This is a genomic window from Ensifer sp. ZNC0028 (assembly GCF_000799055.1).
Lineage (GTDB): Bacteria > Pseudomonadota > Alphaproteobacteria > Rhizobiales > Rhizobiaceae > Ensifer.
Window position 1 is genome coordinate 1 of sequence record NZ_JTLA01000182.1, and the last position, 16,776, is coordinate 16,776.

General features: G+C 64.0%; 19 protein-coding genes. 12 read left to right on the top strand and 7 right to left on the bottom strand.

The genetic code is table 11. The annotated features are described in order from the left end of the window. On the top strand, window positions 1–194 hold a 194-nt coding region (locus L981_RS31850; protein ID WP_043626387.1), incomplete at its 5' end, for a molybdopterin-dependent oxidoreductase. Here L981_RS31850 and L981_RS31855 read toward each other — a convergent pair. Together L981_RS31855 and L981_RS31860 are read right to left on the bottom strand one after the other, a co-directional pair. After that, a complete protein-coding gene (locus tag L981_RS31855; RefSeq protein WP_052202128.1) occupies window positions 179–844 on the bottom strand; it encodes a TetR/AcrR family transcriptional regulator in 666 nt (221 codons plus the stop codon). The two genes, L981_RS31850 and L981_RS31855, sit on opposite strands and share 16 nt — an antisense overlap. After that, complete coding sequence (locus L981_RS31860) at window positions 829–2,298, bottom strand: amidase (protein WP_052202131.1); 1,470 nt, start codon at window positions 2,296–2,298, stop codon at window positions 829–831. The genes L981_RS31855 and L981_RS31860 overlap by 16 nt, the downstream gene beginning before the upstream one ends. Window positions 2,299–2,329: 31 nt before the next feature. Here L981_RS31860 and L981_RS31865 point away from each other — a divergent pair, with 31 nt between their 5' ends. Both L981_RS31865 and L981_RS31870 read left to right on the top strand, forming a co-directional pair. Beyond that, the gene (locus L981_RS31865; protein ID WP_043626390.1) at window positions 2,330–2,773 is read left to right on the top strand and encodes a hypothetical protein; all 444 of its coding nucleotides are present in this window, start codon (window positions 2,330–2,332) and stop codon (window positions 2,771–2,773) included. Next, complete coding sequence (locus L981_RS31870) at window positions 2,773–3,714, top strand: sterol desaturase family protein (RefSeq protein ID WP_052202129.1); 942 nt, start codon at window positions 2,773–2,775, stop codon at window positions 3,712–3,714. Before L981_RS31865 ends, L981_RS31870 begins: the two co-directional genes overlap by 1 nt. 30 nt (window positions 3,715–3,744) lie before the next feature. On the opposite strand, the gene L981_RS31875 is transcribed toward L981_RS31870, so the two are convergent. Beyond that, complete coding sequence (locus L981_RS31875) at window positions 3,745–4,632, bottom strand: LysR substrate-binding domain-containing protein (RefSeq protein WP_043626393.1); 888 nt, start codon at window positions 4,630–4,632, stop codon at window positions 3,745–3,747. A 272-nt stretch (window positions 4,633–4,904) separates the two neighbouring features. On the opposite strand from L981_RS31875, the gene L981_RS31880 reads away from it, so the two are divergent. From L981_RS31880 to L981_RS31900, 5 genes are read left to right on the top strand one after another with little or no spacing between them, the layout of a single operon-like run. Further along, the gene (locus L981_RS31880) at window positions 4,905–5,900 is read left to right on the top strand and encodes an ABC transporter substrate-binding protein (RefSeq protein ID WP_043626428.1); all 996 of its coding nucleotides are present in this window, start codon (window positions 4,905–4,907) and stop codon (window positions 5,898–5,900) included. A 42-nt stretch (window positions 5,901–5,942) separates the two neighbouring features. After that, complete coding sequence (locus L981_RS31885; RefSeq protein WP_043626396.1) at window positions 5,943–7,307, top strand: MATE family efflux transporter; 1,365 nt, start codon at window positions 5,943–5,945, stop codon at window positions 7,305–7,307. Next, window positions 7,304–8,314, top strand: coding sequence for an iron ABC transporter permease (locus tag L981_RS31890; RefSeq protein WP_043626399.1), 1,011 nt, complete (start codon window positions 7,304–7,306; stop codon window positions 8,312–8,314). The genes L981_RS31885 and L981_RS31890 overlap by 4 nt, the downstream gene beginning before the upstream one ends. Continuing rightward, window positions 8,311–9,342, top strand: a complete 1,032-nt coding sequence (locus L981_RS31895) for an iron ABC transporter permease (RefSeq protein ID WP_052202130.1) — start codon at window positions 8,311–8,313, stop codon at window positions 9,340–9,342. The genes L981_RS31890 and L981_RS31895 overlap by 4 nt, the downstream gene beginning before the upstream one ends. A 7-nt stretch (window positions 9,343–9,349) precedes the next feature. Continuing rightward, window positions 9,350–10,132 (top strand): ABC transporter ATP-binding protein, encoded by a 783-nt coding sequence (locus tag L981_RS31900; protein WP_052202133.1) that lies wholly within the window; start codon window positions 9,350–9,352, stop codon window positions 10,130–10,132. A 46-nt stretch (window positions 10,133–10,178) separates the two neighbouring features. Here L981_RS31900 and L981_RS31905 read toward each other — a convergent pair whose 3' ends face one another. Further along, a complete protein-coding gene (locus tag L981_RS31905) occupies window positions 10,179–11,627 on the bottom strand; it encodes an NCS1 family nucleobase:cation symporter-1 (protein ID WP_043626402.1) in 1,449 nt (482 codons plus the stop codon). Window positions 11,628–11,873: 246 nt separating this feature from the next. On the opposite strand from L981_RS31905, the gene vapB reads away from it, so the two are divergent. After that, window positions 11,874–12,107: a type II toxin-antitoxin system VapB family antitoxin gene (gene vapB / locus L981_RS31910; RefSeq protein ID WP_043626405.1), complete on the top strand. Its 234-nt coding sequence runs from the start codon at window positions 11,874–11,876 to the stop codon at window positions 12,105–12,107. Beyond that, the gene (gene vapC / locus L981_RS31915; protein ID WP_043626407.1) at window positions 12,107–12,514 is read left to right on the top strand and encodes a tRNA(fMet)-specific endonuclease VapC; all 408 of its coding nucleotides are present in this window, start codon (window positions 12,107–12,109) and stop codon (window positions 12,512–12,514) included. The genes vapB and vapC overlap by 1 nt, the downstream gene beginning before the upstream one ends. A 12-nt stretch (window positions 12,515–12,526) precedes the next feature. On the opposite strand, the gene L981_RS31920 is transcribed toward vapC, so the two are convergent. After that, entirely contained in the window at window positions 12,527–13,414 is an 888-nt protein-coding gene (locus L981_RS31920; RefSeq protein ID WP_043626437.1) for a helix-turn-helix domain-containing protein, read from the bottom strand. A gap of 121 nt (window positions 13,415–13,535) precedes the next feature. Between L981_RS31920 and pobA the strand changes: the two genes are divergently transcribed. Beyond that, entirely contained in the window at window positions 13,536–14,708 is a 1,173-nt protein-coding gene (gene pobA, locus L981_RS31925) for a 4-hydroxybenzoate 3-monooxygenase (RefSeq protein ID WP_043626409.1), read from the top strand. Here pobA and L981_RS31930 read toward each other — a convergent pair. Together L981_RS31930 and L981_RS31935 are read right to left on the bottom strand one after the other, a co-directional pair. Then, entirely contained in the window at window positions 14,702–15,244 is a 543-nt protein-coding gene (locus L981_RS31930) for a GNAT family N-acetyltransferase (protein ID WP_043626412.1), read from the bottom strand. The two genes, pobA and L981_RS31930, sit on opposite strands and share 7 nt — an antisense overlap. 87 nt (window positions 15,245–15,331) lie before the next feature. Further along, window positions 15,332–16,246 carry a LysR substrate-binding domain-containing protein gene (locus L981_RS31935; RefSeq protein WP_043626415.1) on the bottom strand — a complete coding sequence of 305 codons (915 nt, stop codon included), beginning with the start codon at window positions 16,244–16,246 and terminating at the stop codon, window positions 15,332–15,334. 302 nt (window positions 16,247–16,548) lie between these two features. On the opposite strand from L981_RS31935, the gene L981_RS34235 reads away from it, so the two are divergent. Then, a partial coding sequence (locus tag L981_RS34235; protein WP_156134317.1) for a twin-arginine translocation signal domain-containing protein occupies window positions 16,549–16,776 on the top strand: 228 nt, incomplete at its 3' end.

Below are 16,776 nucleotides of genomic sequence, written 5' to 3' on the forward strand. Positions count from 1 at the left end.
GGGAGGACCAGCCGATCGGCCGTACCCATGGCGGGCCGATGCGGCTCGTCGTTCCGCATCTCTATTTGTGGAAGAGTGCCAAGTGGCTGACGCGCATCGACTTTCGCGAAGGTGACATGCCTGGTTTCTGGGAGCGCAACGGCTACCACATGCGTGGCGACCCGTGGCGCGAGGAGCGCTACTCGGACGATTGATCGGGGCCGGCGAAGGCCTGACGATCGCCGCCCGGCGCGTCCGGGTCCAGAAGCGATTGCAGCCCCGCAAGCTGATAGCGCCAGAAGAGTGCTATGGCCGACTGGATGGACGGAGCGTCACGGTATTCACTGAGCGTATCGGCAATGGTGTCCAGCGTTCGGGTGAAGGTTCGCTCGAGCATGAAGCCCATCAGCGGCGTCAGGGCTTGCTCGTCGCCCTTGTCGGTCAGGTAGCGCGAAGCCAGCCGCACCATCTCCCGGATCATCAGTTTGCGGACATGGGCGTAGCGCGTGCCGTCGGCGCCGCGAAGCAGGATCAGCACCGCGAGCCGCTGTTCGATCCAGAATGACAGCAGTGCCCGGGCATGCTCGGATCCGGAAGCATCGGCCTCCAGCCAGATGCCAACTGACCGCAGTTCCCGCACGCGGGCGCGCAGCAGGCGCAACAATTGCCCGGCAAGCTCCGGTGTCACGATCTCGTAAAACAGCGCTTCCTTGTCGGCGACGTATTTGTAGATGTTGCTCGAGCTGGTGCCTGCCCGTTCCGCCACGTCGGCAAGTCGGGCCTTCTCGAAGCCTTGCTCGGCAAACACCGCAGCCGCAGCCGCAAGCAGCCGCTCACGCACTTCCTGCTTCAGGCGCTGGGGCATGCGAGCCTTCCTGCAAGCTCGACGAGCCTTGGTTGCCAGGGGGCTGCTTCTTCCAGCTGGAAGGCAAGCGAGAAGAGCAGCGCGTCCTCGCCGGCTGCCGCCGCGAAATGGCAGCCGACCGGCAGCCCCGAGGGCGACCAGAAAAGCGGCACCGACATGGCGGGCCATCCGGCAAAGGAGGCCACGTTGGTGAAGCCGGCGAGGCGTTCGGTAAAGGCGATGAGCTGGTCCGGATCTTCGGTCGGGCCTCGCGTCCCCAGCGGAAAGGCCGTGAAGGGGACGGTGGGCGAAAGCAGCACGTCATAGCCGGAGATTGCCTGATTTGCGCTCGCCTCGGCCCTCATCGTTGCGCCGATCGCCCCCGTGATTGCCGTCTCCGGTAGCCGCCGGGCCCGGCGGACGAGCTCGACCGTGTAGGGCTCGAACAAGGTCTCATCGAAAGCGCCACCCATCGCGGCTGCGATCTGGTCGAACAGGCCGGAAAGAACAATTCCGGTCAGGTTGAAGAAGGCGCGGCTGGTTTCCTGCGCGTTGACGTCGGGGCCAGTGCACTCGACGATCTCGTGCCCCAAGGCCGTACACAGCGTGATCGCCGCGTTAAGCGCGTCCTCGACCACTTCGGACACGCCGCGCTTAAAGACATCGTGGCGATAAATGCCGATGCGCAGTCGTTTCTGCGGGCCACGGCGCATGTCGTCGATCGCAGGCAATGGTTGGGTCAGGTCCGGCCGTTCGGTTGCCGCCAACCACGCGGCGCTGTCGCGCACCGAGCGGCTGACACAATGGTCGCTGATCAGCCGCGCCGTCGGCATCGCCGGCGGCAGGCCGGCATTCACCGTGCGGTTGCGGCTCGGCTTGAAACCGAGTAGCCCGCAGAAGGAGGAGGGGCCACGGATCGAGCCGCCGCCGTCGGAGGCGTGGGCGATCGGTACCATGCCGCAGGCAACGGCCGCCACCGCACCGCCGGACGAGCCGCCGGTCGAAAGAGCGAAATTCCACGGATTGCGCGTGGCGCCATGGGCGAGGGTCTCGGTGGTGCCGAGCAGGCCGAACTCCGATGTGGTCGTCTTGCCGAGGACGATCAGGCCGGCCTTGTCAAGAGCATCCGTGTAATCCGATCCGGCTTGGGCGGGCTGTCCCTTGAAGAGGCGCGAGCCGAATCCGGCCGCATGGCCGGGATAGGCAAGCAGGTCCTTGAGCAGGGTCGGCACGCCTGCAAACGGCATGTTCGCTTGCGGACGAAAAGCGCCGGCGCACTTGCGCGCGTGATCGAAATCCGCGGATGCAAGGGCGTTGACGTGCGGCTCGCGCCTCTCGATGCGCCGGATGGCGGCTTCGACGAGTTCGAGCGGCGAGGCTTCATCCGTCGAGACGAGACGGGCCTGTTCGGTCGCGTCCAGCGCGGAAAAGTCGTCCGATTCCAGTTGCGAGAGTTCGGGATTGGGAGCGCGCATCGGTCCAGCTTCCATTGACGATGAAAAGAGAATGATTGATTCTCTTTTCATCGTCAATGAGCGGTTGCATCCACAGGCGACTGATTGCATCTTCCCGTCTCCTGCAATGCTGGTGCAATCCACTCCCCGCAAAGCTCGCGCAACGTTTCAACAAAGGACGTTGTCGATGCGCCTGGCCATTTTACCGATGTGGTTGATCCTTTTCAGCGCGAGCCCAAGTCATGCCGAAGAAAAGGGAATGTGGATTGCGGACAATCCGTATCGGACCGTGCAGCCTTTGTACGATCCCTGTCGTGATGGTCGGTTAAGTGATGGAACGCCGCGAACCTGCGCCGAGATCAGGCGCATGTACCGGCATGGAAGAGGCGGCTGGTCCGAGGAGGACCATCGCCTGGATGCATGTAGCGACGGGCGCGTCAGCGACGGCCGGCCGCGCACATGCCGGGAACTGCTTGAATGGATGGAGCGTCGTTGATGAAGGCAGAGCGCAGAGACACCGTGTCGAAGCTTGGACAGGTTTTCAGATTAGTGCTTGGGTATCTGTCCTGGCCGCTGGTGTTTTTCGGCGGGCTGCTCGGCGCGTACTACGCGTTCGCGAGCGCAAAGCCGATGGTCGGATTTGTGGCGGTCTACGCGGCCGCCGTCTTCATCCTGTTTCTTCTCGAGCGCTACATTCCCTACGAGCGGGGCTGGCTTCAGTCGGACGGCGAAACGGTGAACGACATTGGCCACACGCTGGCGACGAAGGGCCTGCTGCAGGCGGCTGGCCTGATCGCCGCCGTCTTTCCCATGTATGCCGCCAATATCCTGCAGCCGCTCGCAGCGCTCAAGTTTGGTCTCTGGCCATCGGATTGGCCGATGGTGCTTCAGGTGGCGCTTGCGGTGGTCGTCGCCGAATTCGGCCTCTATTGGTCGCATCGGATCGCCCACGAAAAGCTGTTCTTCTGGCGGTTCCACGCGCTGCATCACAGCGTCGTTCGCCTCTGGGTCATCAATACCGGCCGCTTCCACGTGGCCGATTCGCTGTTCAAGATCGCCATGAGCCAGATCCCGCTCTATTGCCTCGGCGCTCCCCTGCACGTTTTCTGGTGGCTCGGCGCGGTCACGGCCTTCATGGGCATTCTCACCCACTGCAACGTCGACATGCGCACAGGTCCCTTCGACTATCTCTTCAGCACGCCGCGGCTGCACCGCTGGCATCATTCGAAGGACCTCCGCGAGGGCAACATGAACTACGGCGAGAACGTCGTCGTCTGGGACCTTTTGTTCGGCACGTACTATAACCCCGACCGTCCGTCCTCGACCGACATCGGCATCAAGGGCCAGATCGCCCGAGGCTTCCTGGCGCAACTGGCGCAACCCTTCACCAAGAACGGCGTGCGCGAAATCCTCGGTCTCCCGAAGCGACGCTCATGACGGCGTCGCGTGCGGAGCGGCATCCCCCGGCTAGAGTTCCGCGTGGCCCCATTGCGAAAGCCACGTGGAAAAGCTGTCCGGCGTGCCCGACAGCGCGCGCCTTGCGATCTCATACGCCCCGACGATCGGTGAAATCGATGGGCAAAGCGCGATCAGCTGGCCGCTTCTGAGCTCCTTCTCGATGAAGGCCGGGCTGACCTGGGCGATGCCGAGGCCGGAAATGCAGGCGTCGATGGCAGCCTCGTCCGTGTCGAAGCCGATGCTGCCGCCCTTCGGTTCGAAAGGGATCGCAGCCGCATCGCACCACCGCCGCCAGGACCAGGCGTCGGCGGTGTCGAGAAGGATCGGCAGGCCGAGTACGTCGCGGGCGTCGAACTCGCGTTCGGATCGCGCAAAAAACTGCGGCGAGCACACCGCGAGCGTGCGGTCCACCAGAAAGGCGAGCGCGTGATCGTCGCTGTCGCCGCAGCGGCGATAGGTGATCGTGATATCCGCTGGCTCGGCAGCACCCAGCGCCAGGGACTGGATGACGAGATCCTCGCTCGGATGCGCCTGCCGATAGGAGCCGATCCGGGGGATCAGCCAGCGGCGTGCGATGGTGATCGGCGCCTGGATCACCAGGCGGGAGCGTTCAGGGCTGACCGCGCGCGCGCCCGTCTCAAGCGTGGCGAGCGCACCGTTCACGTGGGTGAGAAACTGGCGCCCGGTGGCCGTCAGCGCAATCGCGTTGTGGCTGCGGTGAAAAAGCGGCGTGCCCAGCGCGTCTTCGAGCGCCTTGATCTGGCGGCTGACCGCGCCCGGCGTCAGATGCATCTCGGCGGCCGCGAGCGTCAGGCTGCCCGTGCGCGCCGCCGCCGAGAAAGCCGGCAGCACGCTGAGCGGCGGAAGCTTGAACCGTTTGGCTTGCAATTTTTTCATGCCGGCGTGAGAACCTTTCGCTTGCAAATAACTTGACCATAAATATCAACAATCCTCCATATTGGAAGGCAGGAAGCCTGATGCCGGGAGGTTTGTTGATGGCGATCGCGCGTTTTCTTGGTCTGAGGTTCGGTGCCCCGCAGCGGCGTGAGGAAGCCCTCCGCAGTTATCGGCATGTGCCTGCCGCAAGCGGCGAGCCATGCGGCGACGCGGGTGCCCGCTGGCTTTCGTCCTCCGGCAACGTTGACACCGCAATGGCAAGAGGAGCCCCCATGCCCAGCCCGCTTTTTGCAGCCGCACGCGCGCAGCTGATCGGCGCCGTTGTTCTTGCTGGCTGCGTTCTCGGCCAGGCGGCCGGTGCCGCCGCCGAAGACGCCGTCACCTTCAACGTGATCGACGATCGCGGTGTGGCGGTCACCATTCCGGCGAAAGCACAGCGGGTCGCCTCCGTTTCCTATTTCGCTGCGGATGTCGCGCTCGCCCTCGGCCTGAAGCCGGTTGCCACAACCTACATGGTGGAAGGCCGCCATCCCGATTTCCTCGGCGGCTATCTCGATGGCGTCAAGCAGATCGGCCAGCGCGCCACCCCGAACATCGAGCTGCTGGCGGAGGCAAAGCCGGATCTCACGGTTGCGATCCGCCGCTACACCGAAGGCAATGCCGCCCAGTACGAGAAGGTCGCGCCCTATCTCGCCTACGACCTCGAACTCTATGCCGACAGCGACCGCACCATCGCGCAACTGTCGACGATCCTCGGCCAGCCGAAACGCGGGCAGGAGATCAACGCTGCCTTCAAGAGCGACCTCGATGCCTTTGCAGCGAAGGCGCCGAAGGACAAGCATCCGCGGTTCGTCGTAATGTGGGGCGGTGACATTCCCTGGGTCTTCCGTTCGGAAAACATGACCGCGGCCATCCTGGTGGCGCTTGGTGGCGACAACATCGCCGGTCAGAACCCGACGCCGTCCGTTCCGGGGAACTGGGGCATGGAAATGAGCCTCGAAACCCTGCTGGAGAAGGATCCGGAGGTCATCTTCGTCTACGACTACGGCCCGGATCGCCCGCAGGAAAACAATCCGATCTGGCAGCAGCTCTCGGCGGTGAAGAACGGACGCGTGCATTATGTCGGCGACCATTGGGTCGAGGCGCATGGCCCCATCGCCCGCCAGATGGTGTTGCGCGAGGCAGCGCATCTGCTTTACCCCGATGCCTTTCCAGCCATCGACGTGAAGACGGAAGCCCGCAAGTTCATCCCCGCCTCCATCCAGTAACAGGTGAACCGGCCCTTGTGTTTGCGGCGCCGGTGAATTCTCATGCCTCGTATCCGCCCTACAGTTTCCGAAGCGCACCGCATCGTCCAGCTGGCAACGCCGCTGGCGCTGATACAGCTTGCACAGGTCGCGATCTCGACCACCGACCTGCTGATGCTCGGCTGGGTTGGCGCCGAGGCGCTGGCGGCTGCCGCACTCGGGCTCGCCGTGTTCAACCTGCTGCGCACCATCGGATTCGGCCTGACCGTCGGCACCTCCAATCTGGTGGCCGAGGCATCAGGCGAAGAGGTTGCGCTGTCCCATTTGCTGGGTGCACTGAGCATTGCCGTTGTTGCCGGGCTGATTTCGGCTGCGTTGATGATGATCGGCGGCAGCGGCCTGCGCTGGCTCGGGCAGGATGCCGGCGTCGTCGAGCTTGCGCGGGAATACCTGCTGTTCCTGGCGCCCGGCATCATCCCGCTCTTCTGCTTCTACGCCTATCGTGGGGTCGTCGTCGGCCGGCGTCAGGCGAATGTCCTGCTGGCGATCACGCTTGCGACCATTCTGGTCAATGCCCTGCTCGACTATGGCCTGCTGTTCGGTGCCTTCGGCCTGCCGAGGCTCGGCGTTCCGGGCGTCGCAGCCGCAAGCACGCTCGCCTACCTCTTGCAGTTCGCAGCCATTGCCTGGATCACGCACCGTCGGCTGTCGTTCTCGCGCCTCTCGTCCATCGGGGAGGTCTTCGCAGCTATCCGGCGGCTGCTTGCGATCGGTATCCCGACGGCCGGATCCTACGCTTCCGAGGCCGGGTTCACGGCGCTCGTCACCCTCATGGTCGGCGCCTGGGGTGCCGCCGCGCTCGCCGCGCAGGCGGCGGTCAACCAGGTCGTCTATGTCGTCTTCATGCTGTCGGTCGGCCTCTCGCACGCGACTTCGGTCGGGGTCAGCGAAGCCTTTGCGGCCGCCGACAGCGAACGCGCCCGGCGGGTCGGCAGAACGGGGCTTCTGCTCGGCATCTCGGTTGCCCCCATCTTCTCGTTGGCATTCCTGCTGTTGCCGGGGCCGATCCTGGCTCTGTTTTCCTTGTCGCCGGCAGGCGCCGGGGGCGCAACCTACCTGGCTGCTTCCGCGCTGCTGTCCGTCGCGGCGCTCGCCCAACTGCCCGATTTCGCTCAGAACATCGGTATCGGTGCGCTTCGCGGCGTCGGCCGCGCCGCAAGCGGCTTCTGGATCACGCTTGCAAGCTATTGGCTGATCGGCGCTCCGGCCGCCTGGGTCATCGGTTTCCACCTCGCCCCCGGCGCCACCGGCGTCTGGCTCGGCATGGCCCTCGGCTTTGCTGCCGCCGCGATCGGCCTTTTTTGGGCCTTCCATCGGACAACGACCGATATGGCTGCAACAGGGAACGTGTCGGAGCAACGGTCATGAGCGAACAGGCGCGCGCGCCGTTGTGGTTTGCGATGCTGCTCGCGGCGGCGCTGATCGTCAGCGTGGCGGCGCTGATCTTCGGCGCAAAGCCGATGACGCTCTCCCAGGCGCTGACGGCGTTGTCGTCGCCGGCAGGCGGCACCGACTCGATCATCGTCTGGACGCTGCGCATGCCGAGAAGCATTGCCGCCTATCTCGCTGGCGCGGCGCTCGCCGTCTCGGGCTACCTGCTGCAATCGATCACGCGCAATCCGCTGGCCGCGCCCGACCTCACCGGCGTCACTGCCGGCGCCGTCGCCTTCATCGTCGCGACCTTCGTCCTTTTCCCGGCCGTCTCCTCCACGTTCTATCCGACCATCGGTATGGTCGGCGGCTTGGCGGCCGCGGCGCTGACGCTGTGGGCAGCACGGGGTGGCCGGGCCTCTCCGCTGCATCTGGCACTTGGCGGGATTACGGTTGCCCTGTTCTTGAACGCGGTCACCACCTACCTGCTGGTGCGCGGCGGACCGCAATCTCCCTCGGTGCTGTTCTGGCTTTCCGGTGGCTTTCAAGGGAGATCCTGGGCGCAGGTCGGCTACATGCTGCCGTGGATCGTCGTCGGGCTCGGCATTGCACTTTCCTGCCACCGCATCATCGCGCTCCTGTCGCTCGGCGACGAGGCCGCCGCCGGCATGGGCGCCAATCCCGCCCTGTGGAAGCTCCTGCTGCTTGTCGCCGCCATCTGCCTCGTTGCCGGCGTGACGCCGGTCGCAGGACCCGTTGCCTTTGTCGGGCTGGCCGCCCCGCATCTCGTCCGGCTGTTGCGGCCAGGCTCGGCGCTCTGGGCGCTTCTCCTCAACATCGCCCTTGGCGGATGCCTGTTGATGACGGCGGACGCGCTCGCCCGCTCGGTCGCCGCCCCCCGGGAAATTCCGGTCAGCATCTTTACCGCGCTGATCGGCGGTCCGGTGTTCATCTATCTGACACAACGCGGGCCGTGGTCCGGTGCCGGAGGCGGGGGGCGATGAGGGGAGGAACGACGAGAGAAGCGCCAGCGCTGCGACACAGCTTGCTGCTGGTCGCGCTGTTTCCGGGCCTTCTGCTGGCGGCGATCCTGCTCGGCGTCGCCGACCTGCCGCTGTCTGATGTCGTCGCCGTTCTGCTCGGCCGCGGAACCGACAACGCGCGGCTGATCATCGAGACCATCCGGATCCCGCGCATCCTGACCGGCATTCTCGCCGGCATGCATTTCGCGGTCGCCGGCGCGCTGCTGCAGACGGTCACGCGCAACCCGCTGGCCGACCCGACCATCATGGGGATTTCCCAAGGGGCAACGCTGGCGGTGACGCTCTTCCTCTTCGTCACGGTCTATGGCGTCGCCTCCGATGCCAACACGCTCTACGCTTTGCCTGTTGCCTGGCTGCCGCTCGCCGGTGCCATCGGCGGGCTTGCGGCCGGGGCGCTGATTTACGGGCTTGCCGTGCGCAAGGGATTGAGCGCTCTGCGCGTGACGCTGTGCGGCATCGCGATCGGCGCCTTTCTTCATGCGCTTGCCATGGGCATCATCGTCGGCTGGGGCAGCGCCCGGTTCGAGATCGTCATGCAATGGCTGGCCGGCAGCCTCTATGCCCGCGGCTGGGAGCACGTGCTCTTTCTCCTGCCGTTCACGATCGCGGCTCTCGCCGTGCTTCCGTTCCTCCACCGTTCACTGGCGCTCTTGCGCTTCGAAGAGGACGTCTCGCGCTCCTTCGGGCTGAATTATCGCCTGCATTTCACGCTGGTTCTCGCCGTTGCCTGCGTCCTTGCCGCCAGTGCCGTCGGCGTCGTCGGTCCGCTGATTTTCATCGGGCTCGTGGTGCCGCATCTTGCACGGTTCCTGGCCGGCCGCCATTTTTCGGTGGTCCTGCCGCTGACGGCGCTCATCGGCGCGACACTGGTCGTGGGGGCCGATCTCGTCGGACGGCTTGCCGGCGGCGCCGAGGAAATCCCAATCGGCGTCGTCACAGCCTTTGCTGGTGCGCCGTTCCTGCTCGTTCTTCTTCGCCGCTATCGATGAGGCCGTGATGCATCTCAAAGCCGCCGACGTCACCATACGCTATGCCGGGCATTGCGCACTCGCAAGCTTCGCCCTCGAGCTCGGCCGCGGCGAAATCGTTGCGCTGATCGGCCCGAATGGCTCGGGCAAAAGCACCGCACTCCATGCGCTTGCGGGACTGACGGTGCCGGAGGCCGGCGACGTCACGCTCGACGGCCGGTCGGTGCGCTCATGGAAGCGTCGCCAGCTGGCGCGCCGGCTCTCCTTCCTGCCGCAGGCGCCGCTCTCGCCTGAGGGGATGACCGTCGAGCAACTGGTCCGGCATGGGCGCTTTGCCCATACCGGCGCCTTCGGCGGCTTTTCCACTGCCGATCGCCAGGCGGTTGATTGGGCGCTCGACAGTGCCGATCTGCGCGATATCGCGCACCGGGATCTGAGGGCTCTGTCGGGTGGTGAGCGTCAGCGGGCCTGGATTGCGGCGGCGCTGGCGCAGGAGGCAGAGATCCTGCTGCTCGACGAGCCGACCTCGTTTCTCGACATCGGCCACCAGGTGGAGGTGCTGGAGTTGCTGTGCCGTCTGCGCCGCGAGCGGCAGGTGACGGTCGTGGTTGCGATCCACGACCTCAACCAGGCCATGGCGATCGCCGACCGGATCGTGCTGCTGGCGAAAGGTCGGACCGTGTTTTGCGGCACGGCCGACTCGCTCGCCGACAGCGGCCTGATCGAAACGACGTTTTCGGTCAGCGGTGCTTTCGAGCGCCCGCGCGATCAGGCCGGTGCCGTCTATTTCAACGCTCACATTGCCACATGAGCGGCAATGTGCCCGGTGCACGTTGCCCGGGCGCATTGCTAAGCGGTCAGGCCGCAAAGGCCGGCTTGCGGGCGCCGATCCTCAAGACGTAGTAGATCGCCCCGCCGATGGCGACGCCGAAGAACCAGCCATAAATGCCCCACCAGGCCGGCAGGATGGTGGTGAAGGTCGGCAGGATCGACGAGAACAGAGCGCCGATCGCAAAGGCGATGAAGGCGCTGCCGTGCCAGCCGCCCTGGAAGCGGAACTCGCCATCCTCGTGATAGAGCGCCTCGACGTTTAGCTGGCCGCGGCGGATGAGGTAGTAATCGACCATCATCACCCCGAAGATCGGCCCCATCGTCGAACCGATGAAGTTGACGAAATGCGCAGCCCCCGTTTCCCAAGGGGCGAAGGGGTAGAGGATGAGGGCGATCAGCGCCGCGATGTAGCCGCCGCGCTTGAAGTTGATCTGCCGCGGGAAGACGTTGGCGAAGTCGAAGGCCGGCGACACGAAGTTTGCGACGACGTTGATGCCGAGCGTGGCAACGGCAAAGGTGAGCGCGGCAAGCAGAGCCAGGAACCAGCTGTCGAATTTCGCCGATATCTGGTCCGGATGCAGCAGCACTTCGCCATAGACGGCAAAGGCAGCGGTCGTCGTGACGCCGGCGACCAGGCAGAAGGCGAGCAGGTTGATCGGCAGACCCCAGAGATTGCCCTTGCGCAGGGTCTTCACGTCGGTCGCATAGCGCGAGAAGTCGCAGAAGTTCAGATAGAGCGCTGCGAAGTAGGTGATCCAGGTGGCGGCGACCGCCGCAAGTGCGGGGAACGTGCCCGGTTCCCAGGGAACGCCCGCGTCCTTGGTTTTCTCGATGAGCACGTCGCGCGGGATTTCCGAGCCGAAGGAGAAGGTGCCTGATTTGACGATCAGGTAGACAGCAAGGATCAGCATCATGATCCAGACGGCTGGGCCGGCCCAATCCTGGAACTTGCGCACGGTCTCCATGCCGCGCTGAATGATCAGCAGTTGCAGCGACCAGACGACGACGTAGCAGATCACCTCAAGCGTCGAATGGCCGAGCATGTGGCTGTTCTGGTGGAAGGCCAGCATGCCTTCGTTGCGAATGAGAAGGGCGACGATGGCGCCGGACGCCGCAGCCGTCTGCGCACCATACCAGAAGCAGGCGACCACGGCGCGAACGAGTGCCGGTACGTTGGCACCGAAGGTGCCGAAGGAGGCGCGGGCGAGAACGGGGAAGGGCACACCGGTGCGCACGCCCGCGTTGCCGACGAGGCTCATCAGGAAGAAGATCACCAGCGATCCGATGCCGATGGCGATGACGAAGTTTATGAAGCTGCCGCAGAGCAGGAACAGGCTTGCCGCTAGGTAATAGCCCCACAGGCTGTGCACGTCGGATGTCCAAACATTGAAGATGCTGAAAGCGCCCCAGCGACGCTCTTCGGCCGGTGCTAGATCCTCGTTGTACAACGAGGGCGACGGATCGCGTACTGCCATGTCTTCCTCCGCATTTTCGCCGGGTCCCCCTCGGACCCGCCTTGATTCTGCTCCCGTTTTGAGTCGTTGCAAAAGTCTTTTTGGATTGCCGAGAGGGGGGAAGCCGGTCGTGGTCGACTATAACCAAGCGCCCTTCGATCAAAGCGACCAACAGGCGCCAGCTGAGAGAGAGCTCGTATATCCCATTGACATATCCTGCGGCTGAAACCATCTTGGATATACGCAAAGTATATCCCGGAGGCGGCAATGCCGGAACAGGGCGCAGTTTTTCTCAGCAACCGCAGTCAGGCGATCCGGCTGCCGAAGGCCGTGGCGCTTCCGGAGGATGTCAAACGTGTCGATATTGTCGCGGTCGGGCGAACGCGGATCATTACGCCCGCTGGCGAAGCCTGGGACAGCTGGTTCGATGGCGAGCCCATAACAGCCGATTTCATGGTGGAGAGAGAGCAGCCGGAGGCCCAGGAGCGCGAGTCACTCTGATGCTGAAATACATGCTCGACACGAACATTTGCATCTACACGGTCAAGAACCGGCCGCAACAGGTTCGCGAGGCGTTTAACAGGCATCACGGACAATTGTGCATCAGCTCGATCAGCCTGATGGAGCTGATCTATGGCGCGGAAAGATCCGCCATGCCCGAGCGCAACCTTTCGGTCATTGAAGGCTTTTCCGCCCGTCTTGAAGTCCTCAACTATGATCAAGGGGCAGCGACCCATACCGGACAGTTGCGTGCCGAACTCGCCCGCAGCGGAACTCCGATAGGGCCTTACGATCAGTTGATCGCTGGTCATGCACGCTCTCAAGGTTTGATCCTGGTGACCAACAACCGCCGGGAGTTCGATCGCGTGCCCGGCCTGCGCGTCGAGGATTGGACCACAGCCCCCTGACACTTGGCGTTGCTAAGCGCCGAGCCTGTCGCGCTCGGCGAGCCGCCAGGCGCGCGGCGTCATGCCCGTCTGGCGTACGAAGAAACGGGAGAAATATGCCGGATCGGCAAAGCCGAGGCGGAAGCTGATTTCCTGCACGCTGGCGCGGGTGAAGACGAGTTCGCGTCTAGCCTCTCCGACGAGCTTTCGCGAAATCATTTCGTGCGCGCTGAGCCCGGCGATTGCGCGCGTGATCCGGTTGAGATGAGTGAGCGACAGACCGAGTTCGCGGGCATAGGCGGCGGCCGGCCAATGGGCGCGATGGTGCTGCTGCAAAAGCGCCTGGAAGCGCTGGACCCGCCGTTCGTTTTCACTCTCGTTGCTGTCATCCCGCTCGTCGCTCGTCTCGTCGATACGTGCCGTCAGCGTCAGGGCAGCGGTCAGATAGGCGTCGAGAAGATCGGCGCGGTTGCTGCGGCTGGTCTCCCATTCCCTGGCGAGGCGCGTGAGCGTTGCGGCGATGTAGGCCGCATCCTCGCCACCGCCGAGCCGGATCAGATGCGGGGCGGCGAGCCAGGCGCCAAGGCGGCTGCGCTCGCCGGGCGTCGTCTTCAAATGTGAAGCGAGGATGGTGAAGACGAAGCCGTCGATGTCACGTGAGAAGCGGAAGCCGTGGCTGAGCGCCGGCGGAACGGTGATGACGACAGGCGGTTCGATCATGTTGACCGCGTTGCCGAAGACGGCATCGCCGGAGCCGCCGGCAATGTACAAGATCTGAAAGAAGCTCTCGTGCCGGTGCAGCCCGATCTCCCAGTGGTAGAGGCTGCTTCGTGACGGAATCGTCTCGCAATGCAGCCAGAAATCCGGCCGTTCTCCAGACTTTTCGCCGTAGAGCTCGTAGGTCGGAACCGTCTTCTTCATGCCGCACATCCTGAAGCCATGTTCGATTTGTGCAATTTCATGGCGGATTTGTCCATTGAGAGCGAAGCCGGCCCAGCGCAGATTTTGCCAAAAGACAATTCCGCTAATTCCGGAGGAGAGCATGCGCACCAAGGTCGTCATCATCGGGTCGGGCCCGTCGGGTCTTCTGCTTGGGCAATTGCTGACGGAAGCCGGCATCGACAACGTCATCGTCGATCGTGTCAGCAAGGACTACATCCTCGGTCGCGTGCGCGCCGGCGTGCTGGAGGAAGGCACGGTCGGCCTGATGGATCGCGCCCGAGCCGGCGCACGCATGCACAAGGAAGGGCTGCCGCATGACGGCTTCTCGCTCGCCTTCGACGGTCGCGACCATCGTATCGATCTCAAGCATCTGACCGGCGGCAAACGCGTCATGGTCTATGGCCAGACGGAACTGACGCGCGACCTGATGGAGCATCGCGAGCATTCAGGGGCCGTCACGATCTACGAGGCGGCCAATGTCGAACCGCAGGACTTCGACGGCCACCAGCCCTACGTGACCTTCGAAAAGGATGGCACGGCCCAGCGCATCGATTGCGACTTCATCGCCGGTTGCGACGGCTTTCACGGGATCAGCCGCAAGGCCGTGCCGGAAAAGGCGCTCAAGACCTTCGAGAAGGTCTATCCCTTCGGTTGGCTCGGTATCCTCGCCGACGTGCCGCCGGTCGATCACGAACTGATCTATGCCAACCACCCGCGCGGCTTCGCGCTCTGCTCGATGCGCTCTCAGACGCGCAGCCGCTACTACATCCAATGCGCGGTGAGCGAGAAGATCGAGGACTGGTCCGACGAACGCTTCTGGGACGAACTGCGCCGGCGCTTGCCGCAACACCATGCCGAAGCGATGGTGACCGGACCGTCCTTCGAAAAATCGATCGCGCCGCTGCGCTCCTTCGTTGCCGAGCCGATGCGTTTCGGCCGCCTTTTCCTGGTCGGAGATGCCGCCCATATCGTGCCGCCAACGGGCGCGAAGGGCCTGAACCTGGCCGCCAGCGACGTGCACTATCTCTTCGAGGGGCTGCTCGAACACTACCAGGACCGTTCGAATGCCGGCATCGACGCCTATTCGGCGCGGGCGCTGGCGCGCGTCTGGAGGGCCGTGCGCTTCTCCTGGTGGATGACCACGATGCTGCATCGCTTTCCGGATACCGGCGATTTCGACCAGCGCATCCAGGAAGCCGAACTCGGCTACCTCACTCATTCGGTGGCGGCCGAGACGGCGCTGGCGGAGAACTATGTCGGCTTGCCCTACTGAGCGGCGGCGGCGCACTCGGCCCATTCCCCTCTGAGCAGGCCGTAGATCGCCGTGTCCCACCTGGCATCCCCGACCTTGGCGGAGGAGCGTCGAACGCCTTCTTCCTGAAAGCCGAGGCTGCGGTAAGTGCGGATCGCCGCCTCGTTGAAGGTGTAGACGTTAAGTTCCAGCCGCTCGAAGGCAGGGTCGGCGAAAAAGCGGCGGGTCACTTCACGGAGGAATGGCTGGGCGAGGCCCTGTCCGCGCATGCGCGGATTGATGGCAACTCGGGCGAGGCGGCCGACGCCGTTTGCCCAGTCGAGCGCCACCTGCGCATGGCCGGCGAGCTTGCCGTCGACGATCCCCGCAAACATCAAGCGCTCGGCTTCGGCGCCTTCGGTCCCGGCGAGCATCGCCTCGAGCTGTGCTGCTTCCAGCGGAAAGGAGAGGCCGGGGCCGCCCCATTGGACCAGCGCCTCCAGGCTCGAAAACCAGTCGAGCATCTCGGGAACATGCGCTTCGGAAAATGCGTCAACACGGAGGGGAGTGGTCGGCATGGATCACCAGTTCTGTCAGGCCCGTAATCTCGGTTTCTGATCGAGGCTTGTAAAGCCGCGAAATCCCGCGGGCCGCCACACGCGACCTCAGACCGTCTCCATTGCTTGTCGCATGTCGTGGACCGTCGCGCGGGTTGCCTCGACATAGGCGTCGACCAGATGACGGTTCCGCGTGTCGCGCAACCAGCAGAGGCTGAGATCCGATGGGATGCTGGGCAGGAACGGCCTGATCGTCAGCCGGTCGCGCTGGCCAAAGGCGAACACCGGATCGACGATGGCGATCCCCAGTCCGTTGGCGACCATTTCGCATACCGCCGGCGCAAGGGTCGCATCCATGATGTAGTTCAACCGCGTGCCGTGGGTATCGAGCGTACTTTCGATCTTTTGCCGGATGCGGTTGTCCGCGGCAAAGCCGATATAGGGCTCGCCGTGGATGTCGGCGGGCACGATCTCCTGTTTCGCAGCGAAGCGATGATCGCGCGGCGCAATGCAGACGAGGTCTCCGCCGCGCAAGGGAACGCACTCGATATAGGGGTTGTCCGTGTTGCGATTGATGAGGCCGATATCGACCTGCTTGGATAGCAGCCACTCGACGATGAACTGCGAACTGCGGATCACCACCGAGATATAGGCGTCGCCGTGCCCGGCAAGAAAGCGTTTGTTGGTGTCGCTGATGAAGAGGCCGGAAAGCGCCGGCATCACACCGACCGAGATCTGCCCCAGTTCCTCGCGCCGGATCAGGTCGACGGCGCGCTCGATCTGCTTGATGCCGGCGAAGACGCGATCGATTTCCTTGTAGAGCCGCATCCCATGCTCCGAAGGAATGAGCCGCCCCTTGATGCGCTCGAAGAGTTCAAGCTCCGTATCTTCTTCCAGATGCGCCAGAAGTTTGCTCACAGCGGGTTGCGAGATGTGCAGGACTTCCGCGGCACGGCTGACCGTGCCGCATTCGATGACGGCCTTGAGAGCCTCGATTTGTCGTAGGTTCGGTGCGCGCTTCATTTCATAACTTCATGCAGGTCCGAATTGGCTCCAACCTAGCTTTGCGCGCGCAGGTTGACAATGCGTCCGCCAGGGGCCCCTGCAAAATATCGCCATTCGCCGTCCCGGCGCAAATCCTAGCCTATAACCTTTTGGAATGGGCGCAGACTCAAAAACAATTAGACGGGTCAAATTTGCTGCGCTTATCTCTAGGCAGGCTGCAGTCGGGTCGATCCGGTTGCGCGATTGGCGACGGGATCAGGATAGCGCTCATGCGGCGCACTGACGCCATCAGGTCACGCTGGGAGGCGAGAGGAGGAACAATGACTATCGGGCAGAAAATCAATCGCAGGAGCGCGCTCAAGCTGTTGGGGGCAGGGGGCGCTACGATGCTCGCCGCGCCTTACATCATCCGGTCGGCGCATGCGCAGAGGTCGGTTCTCAACATCACCACCTATGACAAGTTCCTGCCGCAGGATTTCATCGAGCAGTTCCAGAAGGATAGCGGCATCGAGGTGCGCATCCGCCTGACCGACGACCAGGGCAAGCAG